Annotated in this window: 15 protein-coding genes; 4 read left to right on the top strand and 11 right to left on the bottom strand. The window is 68.7% G+C overall.

Going from position 1 to position 19,848, the window contains the following annotated elements; translation table 11 throughout:
* Positions 1–73: 73 nt before the first annotated feature.
* Both AC3IRM_RS11180 and AC3IRM_RS11175 read right to left on the bottom strand, forming a co-directional pair.
* A complete protein-coding gene (locus AC3IRM_RS11180; protein ID WP_489203224.1) occupies positions 74–1,414 on the bottom strand; it encodes a polyhydroxyalkanoate depolymerase in 1,341 nt (446 codons plus the stop codon).
* A 96-nt stretch (positions 1,415–1,510) separates the two neighbouring features.
* The gene (locus AC3IRM_RS11175) at positions 1,511–2,101 is read right to left on the bottom strand and encodes a class I SAM-dependent DNA methyltransferase (protein ID WP_489203223.1); all 591 of its coding nucleotides are present in this window, start codon (positions 2,099–2,101) and stop codon (positions 1,511–1,513) included.
* Between the two features lie 139 nt (positions 2,102–2,240).
* Here AC3IRM_RS11175 and AC3IRM_RS11170 point away from each other — a divergent pair, with 139 nt between their 5' ends.
* A complete protein-coding gene (locus tag AC3IRM_RS11170) occupies positions 2,241–2,699 on the top strand; it encodes a CopD family protein (RefSeq protein WP_489203222.1) in 459 nt (152 codons plus the stop codon).
* 18 nt (positions 2,700–2,717) lie between these two features.
* On the opposite strand, the gene AC3IRM_RS11165 is transcribed toward AC3IRM_RS11170, so the two are convergent.
* From AC3IRM_RS11165 to AC3IRM_RS11150, 4 genes are all read right to left on the bottom strand, one after another.
* On the bottom strand, positions 2,718–4,388 hold the full coding sequence (locus AC3IRM_RS11165; RefSeq protein ID WP_489203221.1) for a GGDEF domain-containing protein: 1,671 nt from the start codon (positions 4,386–4,388) through the stop codon (positions 2,718–2,720).
* Between the two features lie 106 nt (positions 4,389–4,494).
* Entirely contained in the window at positions 4,495–5,673 is a 1,179-nt protein-coding gene (locus AC3IRM_RS11160; RefSeq protein ID WP_489203220.1) for a patatin-like phospholipase family protein, read from the bottom strand.
* Positions 5,670–6,455 carry a 3-hydroxybutyrate dehydrogenase gene (locus tag AC3IRM_RS11155; RefSeq protein WP_489203219.1) on the bottom strand — a complete coding sequence of 262 codons (786 nt, stop codon included), beginning with the start codon at positions 6,453–6,455 and terminating at the stop codon, positions 5,670–5,672. The genes AC3IRM_RS11160 and AC3IRM_RS11155 overlap by 4 nt, the downstream gene beginning before the upstream one ends.
* Before the next feature lie 151 nt (positions 6,456–6,606).
* Positions 6,607–8,307: an alkaline phosphatase family protein gene (locus tag AC3IRM_RS11150; RefSeq protein ID WP_489203218.1), complete on the bottom strand. Its 1,701-nt coding sequence runs from the start codon at positions 8,305–8,307 to the stop codon at positions 6,607–6,609.
* 218 nt (positions 8,308–8,525) lie between these two features.
* On the opposite strand from AC3IRM_RS11150, the gene AC3IRM_RS11145 reads away from it, so the two are divergent.
* The 3 genes from AC3IRM_RS11145 (at position 8,526) to AC3IRM_RS11135 (ending at position 12,862) form a co-directional block, all read left to right on the top strand.
* Positions 8,526–9,821, top strand: coding sequence for a dicarboxylate/amino acid:cation symporter (locus AC3IRM_RS11145; protein ID WP_489203217.1), 1,296 nt, complete (start codon positions 8,526–8,528; stop codon positions 9,819–9,821).
* A gap of 139 nt (positions 9,822–9,960) precedes the next feature.
* Positions 9,961–11,382: a M16 family metallopeptidase gene (locus AC3IRM_RS11140; protein WP_489203216.1), complete on the top strand. Its 1,422-nt coding sequence runs from the start codon at positions 9,961–9,963 to the stop codon at positions 11,380–11,382.
* A 10-nt stretch (positions 11,383–11,392) separates the two neighbouring features.
* Positions 11,393–12,862 (top strand): M16 family metallopeptidase, encoded by a 1,470-nt coding sequence (locus AC3IRM_RS11135; RefSeq protein WP_489203215.1) that lies wholly within the window; start codon positions 11,393–11,395, stop codon positions 12,860–12,862.
* A 254-nt stretch (positions 12,863–13,116) separates the two neighbouring features.
* Here the strand turns inward: AC3IRM_RS11135 and AC3IRM_RS11130 are convergent, their stop codons facing one another.
* The 5 genes from AC3IRM_RS11130 to AC3IRM_RS11110 form a co-directional block, all read right to left on the bottom strand.
* Complete coding sequence (locus AC3IRM_RS11130) at positions 13,117–13,995, bottom strand: bile acid:sodium symporter family protein (protein WP_489203214.1); 879 nt, start codon at positions 13,993–13,995, stop codon at positions 13,117–13,119.
* Positions 13,996–14,010: 15 nt separating this feature from the next.
* Positions 14,011–14,427, bottom strand: a complete 417-nt coding sequence (locus tag AC3IRM_RS11125) for a hypothetical protein (protein WP_489203213.1) — start codon at positions 14,425–14,427, stop codon at positions 14,011–14,013.
* A gap of 474 nt (positions 14,428–14,901) precedes the next feature.
* Complete coding sequence (locus AC3IRM_RS11120) at positions 14,902–16,782, bottom strand: DUF885 domain-containing protein (RefSeq protein ID WP_489203212.1); 1,881 nt, start codon at positions 16,780–16,782, stop codon at positions 14,902–14,904.
* 75 nt (positions 16,783–16,857) lie between these two features.
* Positions 16,858–17,547, bottom strand: coding sequence for a DUF502 domain-containing protein (locus AC3IRM_RS11115; RefSeq protein WP_489203211.1), 690 nt, complete (start codon positions 17,545–17,547; stop codon positions 16,858–16,860).
* A 111-nt stretch (positions 17,548–17,658) separates the two neighbouring features.
* On the bottom strand, positions 17,659–19,740 hold the full coding sequence (locus AC3IRM_RS11110) for a protein kinase domain-containing protein (RefSeq protein WP_489203210.1): 2,082 nt from the start codon (positions 19,738–19,740) through the stop codon (positions 17,659–17,661).
* Positions 19,741–19,848 lie beyond the last annotated feature (108 nt).

The following is a 19,848-nucleotide window of genomic DNA, read 5'->3' as shown; positions in this document are numbered from 1 at the left end:
CACGAAAAAGGCGCGCCGGTCGAAACCGGCGCGCCTTTTGTTTGCGTGATCCGCGCCTGCGTGGCGCGCGTGATCAGGTCGGTTTCTTCGTCGACCGCTTTGCAGCTTTCTTGCGCGCGGTTTTCGCGACTGGCGCCGCTTTCGCCGGGCTTGCGTCCTGCGCGTGCGAGGCGATGAACGCACGCACCTGCGGATAGACCTGGGTGCGCCAGCGGCGACCGCTGAAGATGCCGTAATGGCCGGCGCCCTCGACGGTGAGATGCGCGCGGTGGGATTCGGAGACGCCGGTGCACAGGGTGTGCGCGGCGCGGGTCTGGCCTTCGCCGGAGATGTCGTCGAGCTCGCCCTCGATCGTCAGCAGCGCGGTGCCGGTGATCTTGGACGGATCCACGCGTTCGCCTGCCACGATCCATTCGCCGCGCGGCAGCAGATGCTGCTGGAACACCACCCGGATCGTGTCGAGGTAGTACTCGGCCGGCATGTCGAGCACGGCGTTGTACTCGTCGTAGAAGCGGCGGTGCGACTGCGCGTCGTCGTCGTCGCCCTTGACCAGGTCGCGATAGAAATCCCAGTGCGATTCGAGGTGGCGCTCGGGATTCATCGCCATGAAACCCATGTGCTGCAGGAAGCCCGGATACACCAGGCGGCCGCGGCCGGGATAGTTCATCGGCACCGGGTGGATCACGTTCTGCTCGAACCAGGCGTGCGGCTTTTCGGTCGCGAGGTTGTTGACCGCAGTCGGCGACTCGCGGGTGTCGATCGGACCGCCCATCATCACCAGCGAACGCGGCGTGGTCTCGCCACGCCCGGCCATCAGCGACACCGCCGCGAGTACCGGCACGGTCGGCTGGCAGACGCTGACCACATGCAGATCTTCGGCGCCGATGTGGCGGATGAAGTCCTCGATGTAGGCGATGTAGTCGTCGAGCGAAAACGCACCGGCATCGGCCGGCACCATGCGGGCGTCGATCCAGTCGGTCACGTAGACCTTGTGGTCGCGCAGCAGCGTGCGCACGGTGTCGCGCAGCAGCGTGGAATGATGGCCTGACAACGGGGCGACGACGAGCACGGTGGGCTGCGCCTTGATGACGTCGAGATGCGCCGGGTCGTCGGTATAGCGCTTGAAGCGCAGCAGCTTGCAGAACGGCTTCACCAGCGCGTCGAGCTGTACGACCGGATAGGTGCGGTCGTTGTCGTCGTTCTCTACGGCGTGGATGTCGAACGCCGGCTTCTCGTAGTCCTTGCCGATGCGGTACAGCAGCTCGTTGGCGGCCGAGAGCTGCTCGGAACCGGGCAGGTTGGACAGCCAGGTGCTGTCGGCGCCGAACGCCTTGGCGTTCGCGTCGGCCAGCAGCGTCCACGGCTTCATCCAGGCGCGGCCCATCTCGTGCAGTTGGTAGTACAGCATCGGCATTCCGGTCAGTGGGGTTGCTGCGGCGCAGCATAGCGTATCCCCCGTGCAGCGCCGACTGGCGGCAAGACGGAGGTTCAGGCCGGTGAACACCCGCGATCAGGCGGTTTCGAGCGCGGTTGCGTGTCCTGCCAGTTGCGGCGACAGCCAGCACTGCGAGCCCAGAGCGCGGAAGCCGGCATCGGCAAAGCGCGTGCGGTAGAAGCGGGCGGGGCGTTGCTTGAAGCCATCGTCGTCCCCCTCGGCGCCGTCTTCGCGGGTAAAGCACTCGAGGAACGCGACACCGCCGGTGAGTGCGGCCAGGCCCGGCAGGCCGCGGTCGAGTTCGCGGGTCTCGAGGTAGTGCAGCACATCACTGCAGATCAGCAGATCCACCGGCGGGCAGGGCCGCAGCATCTCGAAGTCGGCGAAGCGCGCGTGGTGCAGATTGCGCGCCCGGCCGAAGCGCGACACGGCGTAGTCGCTGGCGTCGAAACCCAGGTACTGCACCTTGGGGCGCAACTTGAGCAGCGGCGCGCGCCACGCGCCCTCGCCGGCGCCGATGTCGAGCACGGTGCGCAGCGGACGCTCCAGGTGGTACTCGGCCGTCGCGACCGCAAGTGCGACCTTGCGCGTGAGGCGCGCGGCCCCGCCGATGTCACCGGCGCGGTACCAGCGGTCGAAATAGGCGCGGTCGTATTGTTTGGACATCGAGGGGCCGGAACTCTGCGGGGACGCGCATTCTAGGTGCTGTCGCCGGCTGCGACACAGCGTCGCGGCCCATGCGTCACGTGCGGACCCGATGCGTGGGCGTGCGATCCTTGCCCCTCAGCCGAGGGAGCCAAACGCGATGCAAGCCTATCTGTGGGTCAAGACCTTCCACCTCGTCTTCGTGATGGCGTGGGTCGCCGCCGCGTTCTATCTGCCGCGCATTCTCATCAACCTCGTCGAGGCCGGCGAGACTGTCGACGTGCGCGCGCGCCTGGTCCTGATGGGCCGTCGCCTGTACCGCTTCGGTCACGTGATGCTCGGTCTGGCGCTGGGGCTGGGTGTGGTGCTGTGGATGGGCTACACGTTCATCACCGACTTCCCGACGATGGCGCCGATGGGCAGCGGCGCCGGCTGGCTGCATGCCAAGCTGGGGCTGGTCGTGCTGCTGGTCGTGCACTACGTGATGGCCGGTCGCTGGCTCAAGGGGGTCGACAAGGGTCGTTCGCTGCCATCGACGAAGGCGCTGCGCTGGTTCAACGAGATCCCGGTGCTGCTGCTGGTCGGCGTGGTGTGGCTGGTGCTCGCCAAGCCGTTCTGACCGGATCTCCGCGCAGCGTCAGCGCGCCGCGTGCAAGGGATCGCGCGGCGACATCCGATCGTCGGCCACCTGATTCCGTCCGGCGTGCTTGGCGCGGTACATCGCATCGTCCGCGCGGCGCAGCAGCGCCACCGGTTCGGTGTCCGCCGCGATCCGCGTTGCCAGTCCGATGCTGGCGCTGAGTTGCAGGCCGGGCATGCGCAGATCCGGTGCCAGTGCCGCGATCCGGCGCCGCATCCCCTCCAGGCGCGCCCGCGCTTCGGCGCTGTCGACGCCAGGCAACAGGACGAGGAACTCTTCGCCACCCATGCGCACGATGTCGTCGTGCGAGCGCACGTCGGCGACCAGTGCGCCGGCGACGGCGACGAGCACCCGGTCGCCCGCATCGTGGCCGTGGGTGTCGTTGATGCGCTTGAACAGGTCCACGTCGACGAAGCCGACCGACAGCGCCGTGCCGTTGCGCCGGGCGTCGGCGAAGCACCGGTCCAGGCGCGCGAGTCCGGCGCGCCGGTTCGGCAGACCGGTCAGGCCATCGGTATCGGCCAGCTGACGCAGCGCGTCGCGCTGCGCGCGCAGCCGCCCATAGCGGTTGGTCAGCGTGTAAGCCATGACGATCAGGAACCAGGTGAGCACCAGCTGGATGATCTCGACGCGGTACTCGGTCACCAAAGTGCTCGACGCGACGGGCGGCGTGAACAGCGCCAGCAGCGGCAGGGTCGCGACGATCGCCGCAAAAGACCGGCGTTCGCCGCGCAGCAGAGAAGCGGCTGCCACCGCCACCAGTCCAAGCGCCGCGAAGAAGAATGCGTTGTCGATCAGCCACCACGCGCTGCGCAGCGCGCTGCCCGGCAACAGCGGCACCAGCACGCCGACCGCGAGGAACAGACGCACGCTCCACCGCATGAGCGGACGGATGCGGGGCCAGCGGCCGCCCACGTCGGCCTGGCTCGAGATCCCGTAAAGCACGGCGGCAAACCCGAATGCGGTGCACGCGACCTGCCACCAGGCCTCGCGATCGCCCACGGGCAGCCAGGGCTGGGGATAGCCGCCCAGGCCGTTCAACGTGGTCTGCCAGAGCAGCAGCCCCAGGCACATCGCCACATGGCCGAGAAACGTGCGTTCTCGTGCGCCGACGAATCCCATCAGCGCGGAGAACGCGAGCGCGAGTGCGATCGCCAGGCAGGCCGTGCGCAACACGAGCCGCAGGGTGTCTTCCTGCTGTACCGGGCTGGGACCGCCGATGCGGACGGTCGGAATCCAGTGCGGTTTCACCGGCGGCACCCAGCCCACACGTACCGGATCGCGGGTGCCGGCCTGCGGCACGACCACGATGCCCACGCCCGCCCGGAACCGCGAATCGCGCGTGCGGGCGTCATGCATGCGACCGCAGATCACCCGGTCGCCGAGCCCGACCATTACTTCACCGGCGAAGACGTTGAAGACGTTCACCGCCTGCGGCACGCCGGACCAGCCGCCGTCGGGCGCCGGAATCTCGATCGTGTACAGGCCCTCGACGAGGGCGGGATCGCAGGCGCGCATCGGCGTGCCTTCGCTGGTCGGCGCGCCGCCGACGAGATAGCCCTCGGCGCGCCGGGTCTCGTCCGCGAGCGCCGGCCCCAGGCCGACCACCAGCAGTCCCATCAGCAGCAGGCACCGCCACACCAGGCCGTGCATTCCTCGTTCAAGCATCGCCCGCATTCCAGATCAGTACGGGCGCATGCCCCCGTGTGCCGGATGCAAGTATCGCGCCAGCGCACCGGTCCTGTCCGCGGGCCGCAGGTCGCAGCCGGGCGCGTCAGGTCTCCGGTGTGCGGTGCACGTCATGGGTGGCGACGCCGACGTCGCGGTCGGGCAGGTCGAACCACGTCGCGTGCTGCAGCGTGCGGTCCATGTCGCGCCGACCGCTGTCCCAGTGCTCGCGCAGCGGGATGTGGCCGAAGGCGTAATCCTTGTTCTGCTGCTCGTGCGCCTTGGTCTGGTAGATCAGGTGGATCACGTTGAACACGCGATCGTCGAGATAAGGCGACAGGGACGCTTCGAGATGCGCGGGCAGCTTGCGCCCGGGCAGATGCTCGATCAGTTCCTTGAGCGAGGTGCGCAAGGTCTGGGCCATCTCGACCATGCGGGTGCCATGGCGCGTGCGGCTGGAGAAACGGATGTCCTTCATGCGCTCGAGCACGTCGAGGACCGATTGCGGCGCCGCGCCGCGCGCGCTCCACAGGTCGACCTGGAACGCCAGTGTGTCCTCGTGCGGCCGGCAGTCGAGGATGTATTCCAGCGGCGTGTTGGACACGATGCCGCCGTCCCAGTAGGGCTCGCCATCGATCTCGACGGCCGGAAACGCCGGCGGCAACGCGCCCGACGCGAGGATGTGCTCGACGCAGATGGCTTCCAGCGCACTGTCGAAGTAGCGGAAGTTGCCACGGGTCACGCTGGTCGCACCAACGGTCAGGCGCACGCTGTGGTCGCGGTTGATGCGGTCGAAATCGACGAAGCGCAACAGCGTCTCGCGCAGCGGCGCGGTGTCGTAGAAGCTCGTGGCGGCCTCGCTGCCGTCGCCGGGTACGAGGAACGGAGAGATGGGTCGCGCTTCGAAGAAGCCGCGCTGTCCCTGCAGCATCGCGCCCATCGCGCTCATGCCGCGCGCCCACGACAGCAGCGCCGGGTCTTCGGGCAGGCCGGCGATCGCGGTGCGGATCGCCAGCGCCGGCAGCGACATCGGCCCTGCAGGCTCGGTGATCGTGTGCCAGAACGCCTGCAGTTGCGCGACCCGGTCCTCCGGCGCGTTGCCGGCGAGGATCGCCGCGTTGATCGCGCCGATGGAAATGCCGGCGAACCAGTTCGGCGCGATGCCGGCCTCGTGCAGGCGCTCGTACACGCCGCACTGGTAGGCGCCGAGCGCGCCGCCGCCCTGCAGCACCAGAGCGACGGTGGGATAGCGTGCGACGTGCCGGCGGATCGCGGCGTCGGTCACTGCATGTACCAGCCGTGGCTCACGACGAGGCTCTGGCCGGTCAGCGCGTTGGTCTCGAAGGCGGCCAGCATCAGCGCAACATTGGCCACGTCGTCGACGGTCGTGAACTCGCCATCCACGGTGTCCTTGAGCATGACGTCGCGGATCACCTCGTCCTCACTGATGCCCAGCTCCTTCGCCTGTTCGGGAATCTGCTTGTCGACCAGCGGCGTGCGTACGAAGCCCGGGCAGATCACATTGGCGCGAACGCCGTAGGCCGCGGCTTCTTTCGCGACCGTGCGGGCGAGTCCCAGCAGGCCGTGCTTGGCGGTGACGTAGGGTGCCTTGAGCTTGGACGCGGCGTGCGAATGCACCGAGCCCATGTAGATGATCGCGCCGCCGGTCTTGCGCGTTTCCATGTCGCGCAGGCACTCGCGCGTGGTCAGGAAGGCGCCGTCGAGATGGATGGCGAGCATCTTCTTCCAGTCGGCGTAGCTGAAATCGGTGATCTTGTTGACGATCTGGATGCCGGCGTTCGACACCAGCACGTCGACCTGACCGTAATGCGCGACGGCCTTCGCGATGCCGTCGACGACCTGGGCCTCGTCGGTGACGTCCACCGCCACGGCCAGTGCGTCGCCGCCGGCGTTGCGGATCTCGGTGGCGGTGGCTTCGGCCGCGTCGAGCTTGAGGTCGGCGATGACGACCTTGCCGCCGGCCTGGGCGTAGACCTCGGCGATGCGCTTGCCGATGCCGCTGGCCGCGCCGGTGACCACGCAGACCTTGCCGTCGAGTCGATTCATGGGTGCCGCTCCGCTTCGAATGGGGATGCGGCCAGCTTAGCTGCTCGATGCGACAGGGCGTGTCGTACCTTCGGACGATGCGGGATCCTCGCGTGGAACGCTCCGTACGCGATGGCGCGCGCCGATCGCGTACGGATCAATGGCGTCGACTTCAGTCGGCGGCGCGCACCGGCGCATCCACCGGCGTCATCACCGGCAGTTCCACCGGCACGCCGTCGGCGTTGCAGTGGCCGGTGGCGCACAGCTGCGCACGCAGCGCCGGCGTGGCCTGGACGATCAGGTGATAGATCACGTTCTGCTCGACCGTGCCGCGCACCGCTTCGCTGCCGGGGCCGCGCGCCCAGATGCCGACGTCATCGCCGCCGTGGGTTTCGCTCTTCATCGGCACCAGCGCTTCCTGCATGAAATCCGGGTGCTCGGTATCGACTTCGCGCAGGTCCGGGCGACCGCTGGCGGGCGAGAATCCGCTGGGCTGGTGGTGATGGGTCTTCGGACCCGCGGGCTGCTGGTTGCTGGCGCCGGTGTAGCCCGGGCCGTTGGCGTAGGACAGCGTCGTGTAGGGCAGGCCGGTCGCGTCGAGCGCATAGGCGTTCGGGTCGTCGTCCTCGCTGACCCGGCCGCGCACCTTGCCGAGGATCGGGTTGCCACGCGTCGGGTAGCCAACGAAGTTCAGCGTATGCGAATGGTCGGCAGTCACGAGGATCAGCGTGTCGTCGGCCGAGGTCGCCTCGGCGGCGGCCTGCACCGCGCGCGACATCGCAACCGTCTCGTCGAGCGCGCGGAAGGCGTTGCCCTCGTGATTGGCGTGGTCGATGCGACCGCTTTCGACCAGCAGCACGTAGCCCTTGCCGTCGCGCGATAGCCGCTCGATCGCGACGCGAGTCATCTCGGCGAGGTCCGGCTCGCCGGTGTCGCCCTGGTCGCGGTCGTGTTCGTACTGCATGTGGTCGTACTCGAACAGGCCGAGCACGGCGTCGGCATCCGCGGCCGCGCGCAGCTGCGTGGTGTTCCAGACATAGGCGCCGCCCGGATTGGCCGCCAGCCATTCGGCCGGGAGGTTGCGGCCGTCGAGGCGCTGGCCGACCTTGTCGGCGTGTTCGGGATCGCGCTCGGTCACCGGCAGGAACTCGCCGCGGCCGCCCCCCAGCAGCACGCGCGGGCCCTTGCCGGACGGGAAGTCCAGGATCTGCTGGGCGATGTCGCGGCAGCCTGCCGCCCGGGCCGCCTCGGGCAGATCGGTGTCGTTCTCCCAGTTGCGATCCGGCGAATGCGCATAGGTCGCGGCTGGCGTGGCATGGGTCAGCCGCGCGGTGGTGACCACGCCGGTGGCGAGGCCGGCATCGTCCGCCAGGCGCAGCCAGGACTGCACGTGACGCTGCCGGCTGTCGGCGCAGTCGAAACGGTTGCCCGACGACACCCCGATCGCGCCCATATGCGATTTCACGCCGGCCACGATCGCGGTCATCGTGCCGGCCGAGTCTGGCGTCTGCGAATCGGTGTTGTAGGTCTTGGACAGCCCGGTATGCGGGAAATGTTCCCAGCTCAGCTGGTGCTCCTCGCCGCTGCCGCCCAGCCGCTGGCCTTCGAGAATGCGCGCCGCCGCGACCGTGGTCAGGCTCATGCCATCCCCCAGGAACACGATGACGTTCTTGGCATTGCCGTCCATCGCGCCGTTGCCCGCTGCGCGTGCGGCGCCGCTGCGGTACCACCACGACGCAGTCTCGTCAGCGCGCGAGGCCGCAGTCGGTACGTCGATCGGGCGGATCTGGCCGGGAGCCGGAGTGTGGGTGGATGCGCAGGCGGCGCAGAGCAGGGTCAGCGAGCAGGCGAGGCCTGCGGTCAGAACACGCATGGGGCAGGGGATTCCAGTAGAAACGCCGCGCAATTATGCCCGCCGTGCATTGCAGCTTCGCGGCGGGCCCATGCCGGCCACGTTCGCGTGACGCAAGATGGAGGCGCTAACCCAGCTTCCAGCGTTCCGGATATGGGACGCTGGCGTCCCGGTGCCGGCATCGCCAGCATGGATGGCGTCACGTATCGTCGCCGGTTGAAGTCGCGGACACTCTTCGAATGAAAGCTCTGGCCTGGTGGTTCCGGATTCCGTTCTGGCAGCGGGTGCTGGGCGCGTTCGTGCTCGGGGCGCTGGTCGGCTGGCTGATGGGACCGGCGGCCGGCACGTGGCTGCAGCCGCTGGGCACGCTGTACGTGAATCTGATCCGCATGATCGCGGTGCCGCTGGTGTTCTTCGCGGTGATCAACGCAGTGGCCGCGCTGCACGGGCAGCAGTCGATCGCCGCGCTCGGTGGCCGCACCTTCGGCTGGTTCGCCGCGACCGCCGTGCTCGCGGTCGGCGTGGGGTTCGCCGTCGCCTACACCTTCAATCCGGGGCTGAGCATCGAGGCGGGCTCGCTGATCCCTGCAGCCGATTACACGCCGCGCGAAGTTCCCACGCCGGTCGAGGTGCTGCTCAATGTGGTGCCGACCAATCCGTTCGCGGCGCTGTCGAACGGCAACATCCTGCAGGTGATCTTCTTCGCCGGGCTACTCGGTTTCGCGCTGGTCAAGCTCGGTGAGCGCGTCGCGGCCTTGCGCGCGCTGGTCGGGCAGGCGTCCGACGCGATGATCCAGGTCACGCGCTTCGTACTGGAGATCACACCGATCGGCACCTTCGGGCTGATCGCCGCGCTGGTCGGCACCTACGGCTTCGAGAAGCTGCTCCCACTCGGCAGCTTCGTCATCGCGCTGTATGTCGCCTGCGCTGTGCACATCGTCTTCGTCTACGGCGGCTTGCTGCTGGCGCACGGACTCAACCCGCTGAAGTTCTTTCGCGGCGCGGCGCCCGGTATGCAGGTCGCCTTCGTCAGCTCGTCGAGTCTGGCGTCGATGCCGGTCGCGCTGCGCAGCGTGACCCACAACCTCGGGGTCAACCGCGATTACGCCGCGTTCGCTGTGCCGCTGGGTGCGACGATCAAGATGGATGGCTGCGGCGCGATCTATCCCACGCTCGCGTCGGTCTTCATCGCCCAGTATTTCGGGATCGAACTGAGCTTTGCCCAGTACGCGGCGATCCTGCTGGCCTCGGTGCTCGGCAGCTTCGGCACCGCCGGCGTGCCGGGTACGGCGGTGGTCATGGCGACGGTGGTGCTGTCGGCGGCCGGCCTGCCGCTCGAAGGTCTCGGACTGCTGCTCGCGATCGACCGCATCCTCGACATGATGCGCACGATGACCAACGTCACCGGGCAGATGCTGGTGCCGGTGCTGGTGGCGCGCGAGACCGGGCTGCTGGACCGTGAGATCTATGAATCGGCGCGCAGCAACGTCGGACTGGACGACGTGGACGCGGACGTCGAGACGCGCAAGCAGTAGGGCGTCTGCCCGCCGACAGGGTGCAGCAGCGTCCACGCCGACGTCGCGTTGCGCGTGACCACCGGCACGCGCAGCCGTCGCGCCGCACCTTATAGTCGGGGTTCGTGCCCCGGGGAGCGGGGCGGACAGGGAACCGACCATGAAACGACTCGCAGGACTGGGTGGCACATGCGTGCTGCTCGCGATGCTGGCCGCGCCCGCGGCCGCGCAGCAGGCCGACTGGCGTCTGCCGATCGAAACCAAGAAGCTCGACAACGGCCTGACCGTCGTCGTCTCCGAGGACCGCAGTTCACCCACGGTGGGTGTCAGCGTGGTCTATCACGTGGGCATGCGCCTCGAGCCCGAGAACCGCACCGGCTTCGCCCACCTGTTCGAGCATCTGATGTTCCAGGGCACGCCGACCGCGCCCAAGGGCACGTTCGACCGCGTGATCCAGGGCGGCGGTGGCCGGCTCAACGGCTCCACGCGTCCCGACTACACGAACTACATCGAGACCGCGCCGGTGTCCGCGCTTGCGCCGATCCTGTGGCTCGAAGCGGACCGCATGAAGACGCTCGACTTCTCGCCCGAGAACCTCAAAAACCAGCAGGACGTGGTCAAGGAAGAGATCCGCGTCAACGTGCAGAACCAGCCCTACGGGCTGTTCTTCGTGTTCGACATCAACCGCCTCGCGTTCACCAAGTGGGCGAACGCGCACGACGGCTATGGCAGCTTCAAGGATCTCGAGGGCGCGACGCTCGCCGATGTCGAAGCCTTCCATCGCGACTACTACGGCCCGAACAACGCGGTGATCGGCATCGTGGGTGACATCTCGCCGGCCGAGGCCTTCGCGATGGTCGAGGCGTATTTCGGCGACATTCCGTCGCGCGCCACGCCCGCGCGTCCGGACGTGTCCGAGCCGCTGAACACCGAAGGCCGGCGCGAGGCGCAGGCCGACGCCCTGGCGCAGGTGCCCGCGCTCGCCGTCGGCTGGAAGATGCCTGCACGCGGGACGCCCGACCATGCGCCGATGGCGGTGCTGTCGCAGCTGCTGGCCGGCGGCGACGCCTCGCGCCTGTACCAGGGACTGGTCAAGGGCCGCGAGCAGCTGCTCAACATCGACGGTGGGCTGGGCTGGCCGCTGGGCCATGCCTGGGACTTCGACGGTCCGACGCTGATGACCCTGTTCGCGCTGTACAAGCCCAATGTCGAGCCGGACGCGGTGCTGGGCGCGGTCAACGAAGAAGTCGCGCGCATCGTCGCCGAGGGTGTGCCGGCCGAAACGCTGGCCGCCGCCAAGACCAAGCTGCTGGCCGACTACGTCAACGGCCTCGAGCCCTTCATCTCGCGCGCCGACGAGCTCGCCAAGGCGCAGCTGCTGTGGGGCGACGCCGAGACGCTCAACCAGGTGCCCGAGTGGGTGCAGGCGGTGACCGTCGCCGACGTGCAGCGCGTGGCCAGGACCTATCTGACCGATGCCAACCGCACCGTCATCGACCGCGTGCCGGCCGCGATGGCGCCTGCGCGCGGTATCGCCCCGCCGGCCGCACCGGTGCCCGCCGCCGCACCGGCGCAGGACTGAGGAGATCGACATGGATACCCACTACATTTCGAGCCGCGCCCTGCGTCCGCTCGCCCTGGCGCTCGGCGCCTGCCTGTTCGCGAGCGCCGCATACGCGCAGCAGCCCGCTGCACCCGGCGCGCCGCCGGCCACACCGCCGCCCACCGAACTTCCCGCCGGCCTGCCGGACTACGGCGCCGACAAGCCGCTGCCCGAACTGGGCCTGATCGAACGCCGGCTCGACAACGGGCTGACCGTCTGGGTGCTGCCGCGCCAGGGCGGCCTGCCGAAGGTCGACTACGTGCTCGCCGTACGCGGCGGACTGGCCAGCGATCCCGCTGCGTTGCCGGGCATGTCGAACCTGCTCGCCGGCCTGCTGCAGGAGGGCACCGCGACGCGCAGCTCGGTGCAGATCGCCGAGGAACTGCAGCGCCTCGGTGCATCGATCGGCGCGAGCGCCAGCAGCGACGGCCTGTTCGTCACCGCGTCCGGACTGTCGTCGTCGGCGGAGCCGCTGTCGGCGGTGTTCGCGGACGTGGTGCGCAATCCGGCATTCCCGGCCAACGAAGTGCAATTGGCCAAGACCAATGCGCTGCAGGGTCTCAAGGCGATGCAGGCGCAGCCCGCCTACCAGGCCAATCGGGCGATGGGGCGCGTGCTGTTCGGCGCGCATCCCTACGGCAATACGCTGCCGACCGAGGCTGGGATCGAAGGTACGGAGGTTGATGGACTGGTGGCTGCGCACGGCGCCCGCTTCCATCCCGAACGTGCGCTGCTGGTGATCGCCGGCCCGGTGACGGAGCGGCAGGCGATGGCGTTGGCGCAGTCGGCATTCGGTGACTGGCGCGGCACGGACACCACGGTGGCCGACGTCGCCGCGCCGGACTACCCCGCCGGTCCGCAGTTCGTGCTGGTCCCGCGCGCCGGCAGCGTGCAGTCGGCGGTCCGCATCGGCCGTCCGGCGTTCGACGCGGACGACGACCGCGCGATCCCCGCCGCGCTTGCCAATACGATCCTCGGCGGCGGTTTCGACAGCCGGCTGATGCGCAATCTGCGCGAGGACAAGGGCTACACCTACGGCGCCGGCAGCAGCTTCGGCCTGCGCGCGGAAGGGGGCGTGTTCCAGGCCCAGGCCGACGTGCGCAACGAAGTCACCGGGGCTGCGATCGGCGAGTTCTTCAAGGAGTTCGAGCAGATGCGCAGCGTGACCGTCGACGCGGACGAACTGCTGCGCGCCAAGCGGTTCACCGCCGGCACCTACCTGTTCCAGAACCAGTTGCAGGGTGCGGTCGCGTCGGCGCTGGCGTCGAACTGGGTGCTGGGTCGTCCGGCCGATTACCTCAGCAGCTACGTCGAAAAGGCCAACGCGGTGACCGCGGCGCAGGTGCAGTCGGTCGCGCGCGAGTTCTTCGACCCGAAGCAGCAGAGTATCGTCGTGGTCGGCGATGCGGCGGTCGCCGAGCAGCTGAAGACCTACGGGACCTTCGGCAGCGGCGAGTGAGTCCGGACATCCCGTGATGACACAGGCCCCGCACATGCGGGGCTTTTTTTCGCGCGGCGCCGGAATCCGGCGGGCGTGCAGCGACCTCCACGCCATCGTCGATCGCGCTGACACCGGTCACGTCGGACGAACGCGGATCGTCCTTGGCCGCGCCGGTCGCGGGATCTGCCTGCAGGAAGCGGGGTCCGGAACTGAGAGGCGGACGCCGTCCAGACAGGCCGCCAGCCCGCCGCGCGGCGTGGTCTGCAGCCGCCTCAGGCGGCCGCGTCGGGCGCGCTGGCACCGCGCCGGTTGAGCCACGCGGCGAAGATCGCGGCGGTGAAGAACATCAGCAGGCTGTAGACCGCGGCCGGTGCCGACATCGTTGCGTTGCCGAGCACGCTGAGCGCGATGAAGATCGCCAGCGTGCCGTTGTGGATGCCGATCTCCATCGCGATCGCGATCGCCTGCCGGCGCGGCAACTTCAGCGCCCGCGGCGCCGCGTAGCCGACGCCCATGCTGACGAGATTGAACAGCAGGCAGGCGATGCCGACCGCGGCGAAGTAGGCGAGCAGCGTGTCCCAGGTGCTGGCGACGGCTGCGACGATCAGCAGCGCGAGCACGACCACCGACAGCAGGCGGATCGGCTTCTCCATCCGCGACGCGAAGCCGGTCGCGAACGCGCGCACCAGCATGCCGATGCTGACCGGCAGCAGGATGATCAGCGCGACCTCGACGATCTTGCGCGTCGGCGGCGGCACGTACTGGCCGGCGCCGAGGAAGAATTCCAGCGACAGGTTGAGGATGATCGGCAGCGTGAGCAGGCACAGCACGCTGTTGACCGCGGTCAGGGTGATGTTGAGTGCCACGTCGCCGCGCGCGATGTGGCTGTAGATGTTCGCCGTCGCGCCACCCGGCGATGCCGCCAGCAGCATCAGGCCGACCGCGAGCTCGGGCGGCAGCCGGAACAGCAGCGCAAGTCCGAGTGCAGCCCAGGGCAGGATGCCGATCTGCAAGGCGAGACCGATCAACACGGCGCGCGGATAGCGCGCGACACGGCGGAAATCGTCGAGCGTCAGGCCGAGCCCGAGTCCGAACATGATCACGCCGAGGGCGAGCGGCAACAGCAGTGTGGTCAGCAGCGAAGCCTGCATGGAACGTCCTGTGTCCTAGGCGGGCGCGTCGGCGCGATCGCGCCGCAGCGCGAGCCGGCCCCCGCACCAGGCGAGCGGGATCGGACCGATCACGCCGAGCAGTGTCATCCACAGCGGATGCGGCAACATCCAGGCATTGCCGATCACGCCGAGCACGATCAGCACGCCGACCGCGATCGCGGCGCTGATCCGGCGTACGCGCGCGAGCCGCGCCGCGACCCAGCCGCCGCAGACCGCAGCGAGGAGCCAGCCCAGCAGCACCCAGACGAGCTTGCCGGTCGGCGCGTTCGCGACGATCTCGGCCAGGTCGGCCTCGTTGGCGAGTTGGCCGGCGGGTATCGGAAACATCCACGAACCGACGAACTCCAGCCCGAGCATCACCATCATGGCGACGACCATGCCGAGCATCACCGAGAACATCGTGCGGATCATGGCGCCTCCCCAGCGAGAACGGGCTGCAGCATCGCGCGGTGGGTGGAGGAGGGCAAGCGGCGGTGCGGCAGGAGGCGCGTGTTGTCTGAGAAGCTCTGCGACCGAGCGCAAGGCTGAAGTCACTGGATCCCGGCTTTCGCCGGGATGACGATGTTGAAAGGTTCTGTCATCCCGGCGAAAGCCGGGATCCAGTGACTTGCGCTTCAATACAGAAAAGCAGGCAATTGGCTCCGTCAGCTGCCAGGGAAACTGAAGCGCGGTCTGCGTCCAGGAAATCCAGGGGAGTACAGGACTACCCGAGTCCTGTCGCTTCAGCGGATGCTGGGCCATCTTGATCTTGGCTGATAGCGAAAATGGGTGACCAGCACTGTGTGCTGTTGAAAAGCTCTTCCAGCGTTCGCTGGTTCGACGCACTGGAAACCAACATGGGCTGTCAGTGCACCCGCAATCGAGTCCGCGCTCGAGAGATCCGCCTTACGACGCCACCCCCGCCGGCGCCGTCGTGATCGGCTGGTCATCGATCCGCCCGCGCTGCGCCGCGATCCACGCGTCGATCTTCGCGTCCAGCAGCGGCAATGGCAGCGCGCCGTCCTTCAGCACTTCGGCGTGGAATTCCCGGATGTCGAACGCGTCGCCCAGCGCGGCCTCGCTGCGCTTGCGCAGCTCCTGGATCTTGAGCTCGCCGATCTTGTACGCCAGCGCCTGGCCGGGCCACGCGATGTAGCGCTCGGCCTCGGCGATCGCGTCCGGCTCGCTGACCGAGGAATTCTCGAACATGTAGTCGAGCACCTGCTGGCGCGTCCAGCCCTTGCTGTGCAGGCCGGTGTCGACGACCAGCCGCACCGCGCGCCACAGTTCGCCCTGCAGGCGCCCGAAGTAGTCATAGGGATCGGTGTAGAGGCCGAGCTCCTTGCCCAGGCTCTCGGCGTAGAGGCCCCAGCCTTCGATGTAGGCGGTCTCGCCACCGAAGCGGCGGAACGCGGGCAGGTCCGTCAGCTCCTGCTGCAGCGCCAGCTGGAAATGGTGGCCCGGGATCGCTTCGTGCAGGAACAGGTCTTCGGCGTCCCAGCGTTTGCGCGTCGGCAGATCGAACGTGTTGACGTAGAAGATGCCGGGCCGGCTGCCGTCCTCGCTGGGCGACATGTAGGAGCCGCCCGCCGCGGATTCGGCGCGGAACGCTTCCACGGGCCGGATCTCGAAACCGGCCTTGGGCGTCAGCGAGAACAGCTCGGGCACCTTGGCCTCGATCTTCTGCTCGATGGCCCGGTAGTGCGCGAGCAGCTGGTCCTCGGAGCGGAACTCGAACCGGCGGTCGGTCTGCATGAAACGGAAGAAATCCTGCAGCGAGCCTTCGAACTGCGTTTCCGCCATGACGCCGCGGATCTGCTCGTGGATGCGCGCCACTTCGTCCAGCCCGATCTGGTGGATCGCCTCGGGCGTCAGGTCGGAGGTCGTCTGCTGTTTCGCCGAGAACGCATACCAGGCCATGCCGTCGGGCAGGGCGTCGAGGCCGACGCTGTCGCGCGCGCTCGGGATGTACGTGTTGGCGATGAAGTCGCGCTGGCGCCGGATCGCCGGGTTGAGTTGATCGGTGATCAGCGTGCGGAATGCGGCGGTCAAGCGCTCGCGGTCTGCGTCGGAGATGCCATCCGGGAATTTCTCGACCGGGCCCCAGAACGGGCTCTTCTCCACGTCGTCGACGAGGATTGCGTCGAACTGCGGCAGCACCTTCTCCATCACAACGCGCGGCTGCACCACATTGGCCTCGATGCCGGCCTGCATGTTGGCGATCTCGGTGTCGAGCAGTACGGGCACGCGCGCGGCACGGCGCAGCCAGGCCTCGTAGTCGGCCACGGTCGCGAACGGCTGCGCGTTGGTGCCCGAGCCCAGCAGCACGACGTAGCTGACGATGCTGCCCATCTGGTTGACCGGCATCATCCACGACGGGAAGCGCTCGGCGTCGAGCGCGTTGCGACGCTCCTGCACGAAGATCCGGTAGCTCAGCAGATCCTGCCCGGCCAGACCTTCACTGCCGACCGCTTCGACGGTTTTCAGCCAGCGCTCGTTGAAGCTGCGGACCTGTTCGCGGTACTCGGCGCTGCCGAAATCCGGCAACTGGTCGTTGTAGCGCGCATCGCCCTGGAAGGTCGCCTGGATCGGGTTGAGCTTGAGCAGTTCTTCCCAGTACTCGGCATAGAGCGTGGTCAGCCGCGCGGCACGCGCGGCCGCATCCTCGACCGGCACGTCGGCGATGGTGGCGGCCGACGCCTGCGCGGGGGCATCGCGGTTGCAGCCGGCGAGTCCGCCGCCGGCGGCGATGGCGACAGCGATGGCGAGGACGAGCGGCTGCTTCATGTGATGCTCCAGAAAGTGTGCGTGTCGATGCTGTCGAACCCTGTGCGCCGGTGGCAAGGGCCGGAGGTCACGTGCTCAAGGCGACGGCGCGTCTTCGGCGGGCGTGGCCCGCGGCGGATCGAACGGAATCGTGTCCGGTGCGACGGCGCCGCCCGAGATGATGAAACTCATCGCCTGGTCGACGGTCCAGTCGGTCGGCGTGATCTTCTCCAGCGGCACGATTTCCAGATAGCCCGACGTCGGGTTGGGCGTGGTGGGCACGTACACCGCGGCGAGTTCGCGTCCGGTGCCCTGTTCGCGGATCACCCGGGTGACGAAGCCGACCGACTTCATGCCGGGATGCGGAAAGTCGATCAACACGACGCGCTGGGTGCCGTCGGGCTTGGTCTGCAGGATGTCGAGCAGTTTGCGCGCGCTGGAATAGATCACGTTCGCCAGCGGAATGCGGCGGACCAGCACGTCGACCCACGACAGCATTCGCTGGCCGATGACCCGGCGCGCGAGCCAGCCCACGCCGAGGATCAGCGCGATGGTCGCCAGCAGCGCGATGGTCGCCTGCACGGACGCGGCGTTGGCCCAGCCCAGAGAATTGGGGAAGCCTGCAGCGATCCTGTGCGCCAGCGGCGCGACCCAGGGCGTGCTGATGTCGGAAAGCAGGACGAAGACGAACTTGACGACGATCCAGGTCAGCCAGATCGGCAGCAGGGTCAGCAGGCCGGTGAGGAACAGACGCTGCAGGCGTCCGCCCAGGGTGTGGGCACTCATTGGAATCCGCGTGGGGTGATGGGGCCGGACATGATGCGCCCGGCACCTGTACCGCGGAAGCGTGGGCGCGTGCGTGTGACAGCGGACGGTGTTGCGCGGATCGGACGCGCGTCAGGGCAGGTGCGCGAGCCGGAAGCCGACATCGTCGTATCCACGGCGCGGATCGAGCGCCCGGCTGGCCAGTTCGTCGCGCTGGCTGCGGCCTGCTGCGACGCGGTCCTTGCAGGCCGCTGCGCAATCGCTGCGCCATTCGGCGGGGCCGGTGGCGCGCGTGGCGACATTCGCGCCCTGCGCGGTCGATGCGACGACGATGCTGCGGCCCTCGCGCTCGCTGCGCCAGCGCGCGTACTCCACCGCGTCGTGCCAGGACACGCAGACCACCGGATCGGAAGGCGACTGCTCGAACCCGGGGTCCTCCCAGTCCTTCGAAGACAGGGCCCGCAGCACCGAGCCGCGCGCGCGGCACGAGGCCGACTTGTGGCCGGTGGCGGCAACGAACGCGGCGTAATCCGCACGGCTCACGGGTGCATTGGAAATCGCGTAGACGCCATCGCTGCTGCGGACCACGCGCGCACCGCCAGCGACGCTGGCAGCGAGTGCGGTGACATCGGGAATGGTCATGGCCTGGCGGCGCAGGCGCGCGGTTGCGGCGGCATCGAGGCCCACGGCTTCGGCCGAGGCCAGGCTCGCGACCGCTTCGCCGCGATCGACATCGGTGACCGCCTGGCCGATATGCGTTTCGAGCGCGTCGTCGACGCGTGTGCGCAACCGGCGCATCGGATCGCCATCCGCCTGTCCGGTCGCGATCGCATGCTGGCGCGCCGCGGTCAGCAGCGAGGCCGCGTTGCCGTGGTCGCCCTTGGCGATCGACGCGATGGCGCGCGCACCGGCCGCATCGATGGCGCGTGCGGACAGGGGCGCGAATCGCAGATGCTCGCGATCGGCCTGCCAGGCGCGCGTCAGCGACTCGAACGCGTTCGCGCCGACGGGCGCAGCCAACCGGCCAGCGCGCAGCTGGCGTTCCGCCTCGCCGAGATGGCGGTCGGACGCCGAAACCGGCGCAGCCTGCGGCGTCGCCGGTTCAGGTGTGGCCTCGGCGACCGGCGTGCGTGCATCGTCGTAGGCCAGGCCTTCGGCATCGACCGGTGCGTTTCCGCTTCCCGCGACGCGCGACTGACCGGAGGCGGCCGTATCGGCGCCCGGTACCTGCATTGGGCGCAGCAGGAACCCGATCCCGGCCGCGACCACGAGCACAGCCGGGATCCACAGCATCGGCGATACCCGTCGCGCGCCGTTGCCGACGCGACGCGCGCCTTCGCCCAGGCGACGGAAGGTGGCGGTGACGACCGGCTCGCGCTTGCCGTCGCGCTGCGGCACCTGCGCCAGCGCCGCCAGCATCTGGTTGGCATCGGCGAAGCGACGGCCAGGCGATTTCGCCAGCGCGCGATCGATGAAGCGCTGCCAGTGGCGTAGCGGCGGGGCGAGCCGTGGAATCGGATTCTGGGTGTGGGCGATCGCCATCGACAGTGCGTCTTCGCCCTGGTACGGAAGACTGCCGTTGAGCATTTCCCAGGCCAGTACGCCGACGCTGTAGAGATCGGCGCGGAAGTCGACCTGCTGGCCGCGCGCCTGCTCCGGTGCCATGTAGGCGGTGCTGCCGACGGCCAGCCCGACCATGGTGACGCGCGTGCCGTAGCCGCGACGCAGGGCGATGCCGAAATCCGCCAGCAGCGGCCGGTCGGCCTCGTCGAACAGCACGTTCTCGGCCTTGACGTCGCGATGGATCACGCCACGCGCATGCGCATACGCCAGGGCGGAGAGCAGGGCGCGCAGCACGTCGCGCACGCGGGCGTGGTCGCCGGTGAGGTCACGACTGCCCAGATGGCCGTGCGGCAGATGGGGCATGGCGTACCACGGCAGCCCGTCCTCGGTGCGGCCGACCTCGTGGATGCCGACGATGTTGGGATGCTCGAGCCTGGCAATGGTGCGCGCTTCGTTCTCGAAGCGTCGGCGGCTCACCTCGTCGGCGAGCGCCTCGGGCAGCATGACCTTGATCGCCACGTCACGCCCCAGCGACAGCTGCGTGCCGAGATAGACCGTGGCCATGCCGCCGTGTCCGATGACACGCAGCAACCGGTAACCGGCGATGTCCGGAAAGACCGTCGAATCGGGCCCGGTTGGCGTATGCGGCATGGTTCCCCCTGTGCGTCGCACAGCATAGCGACGGCGCGACGGAAAACGGTGTGATGCGTGGCGCGCCTGCGGTCCGCGGTCTGCGATGCGTCCAGTGTGATCGATGGG

It is taken from the genome of Luteimonas sp. KH_071, assembly GCF_057838005.1.
Note: the sequence above shows the minus strand (reverse complement) of the source record. Positions and strands in the feature narration are given on the sequence as shown.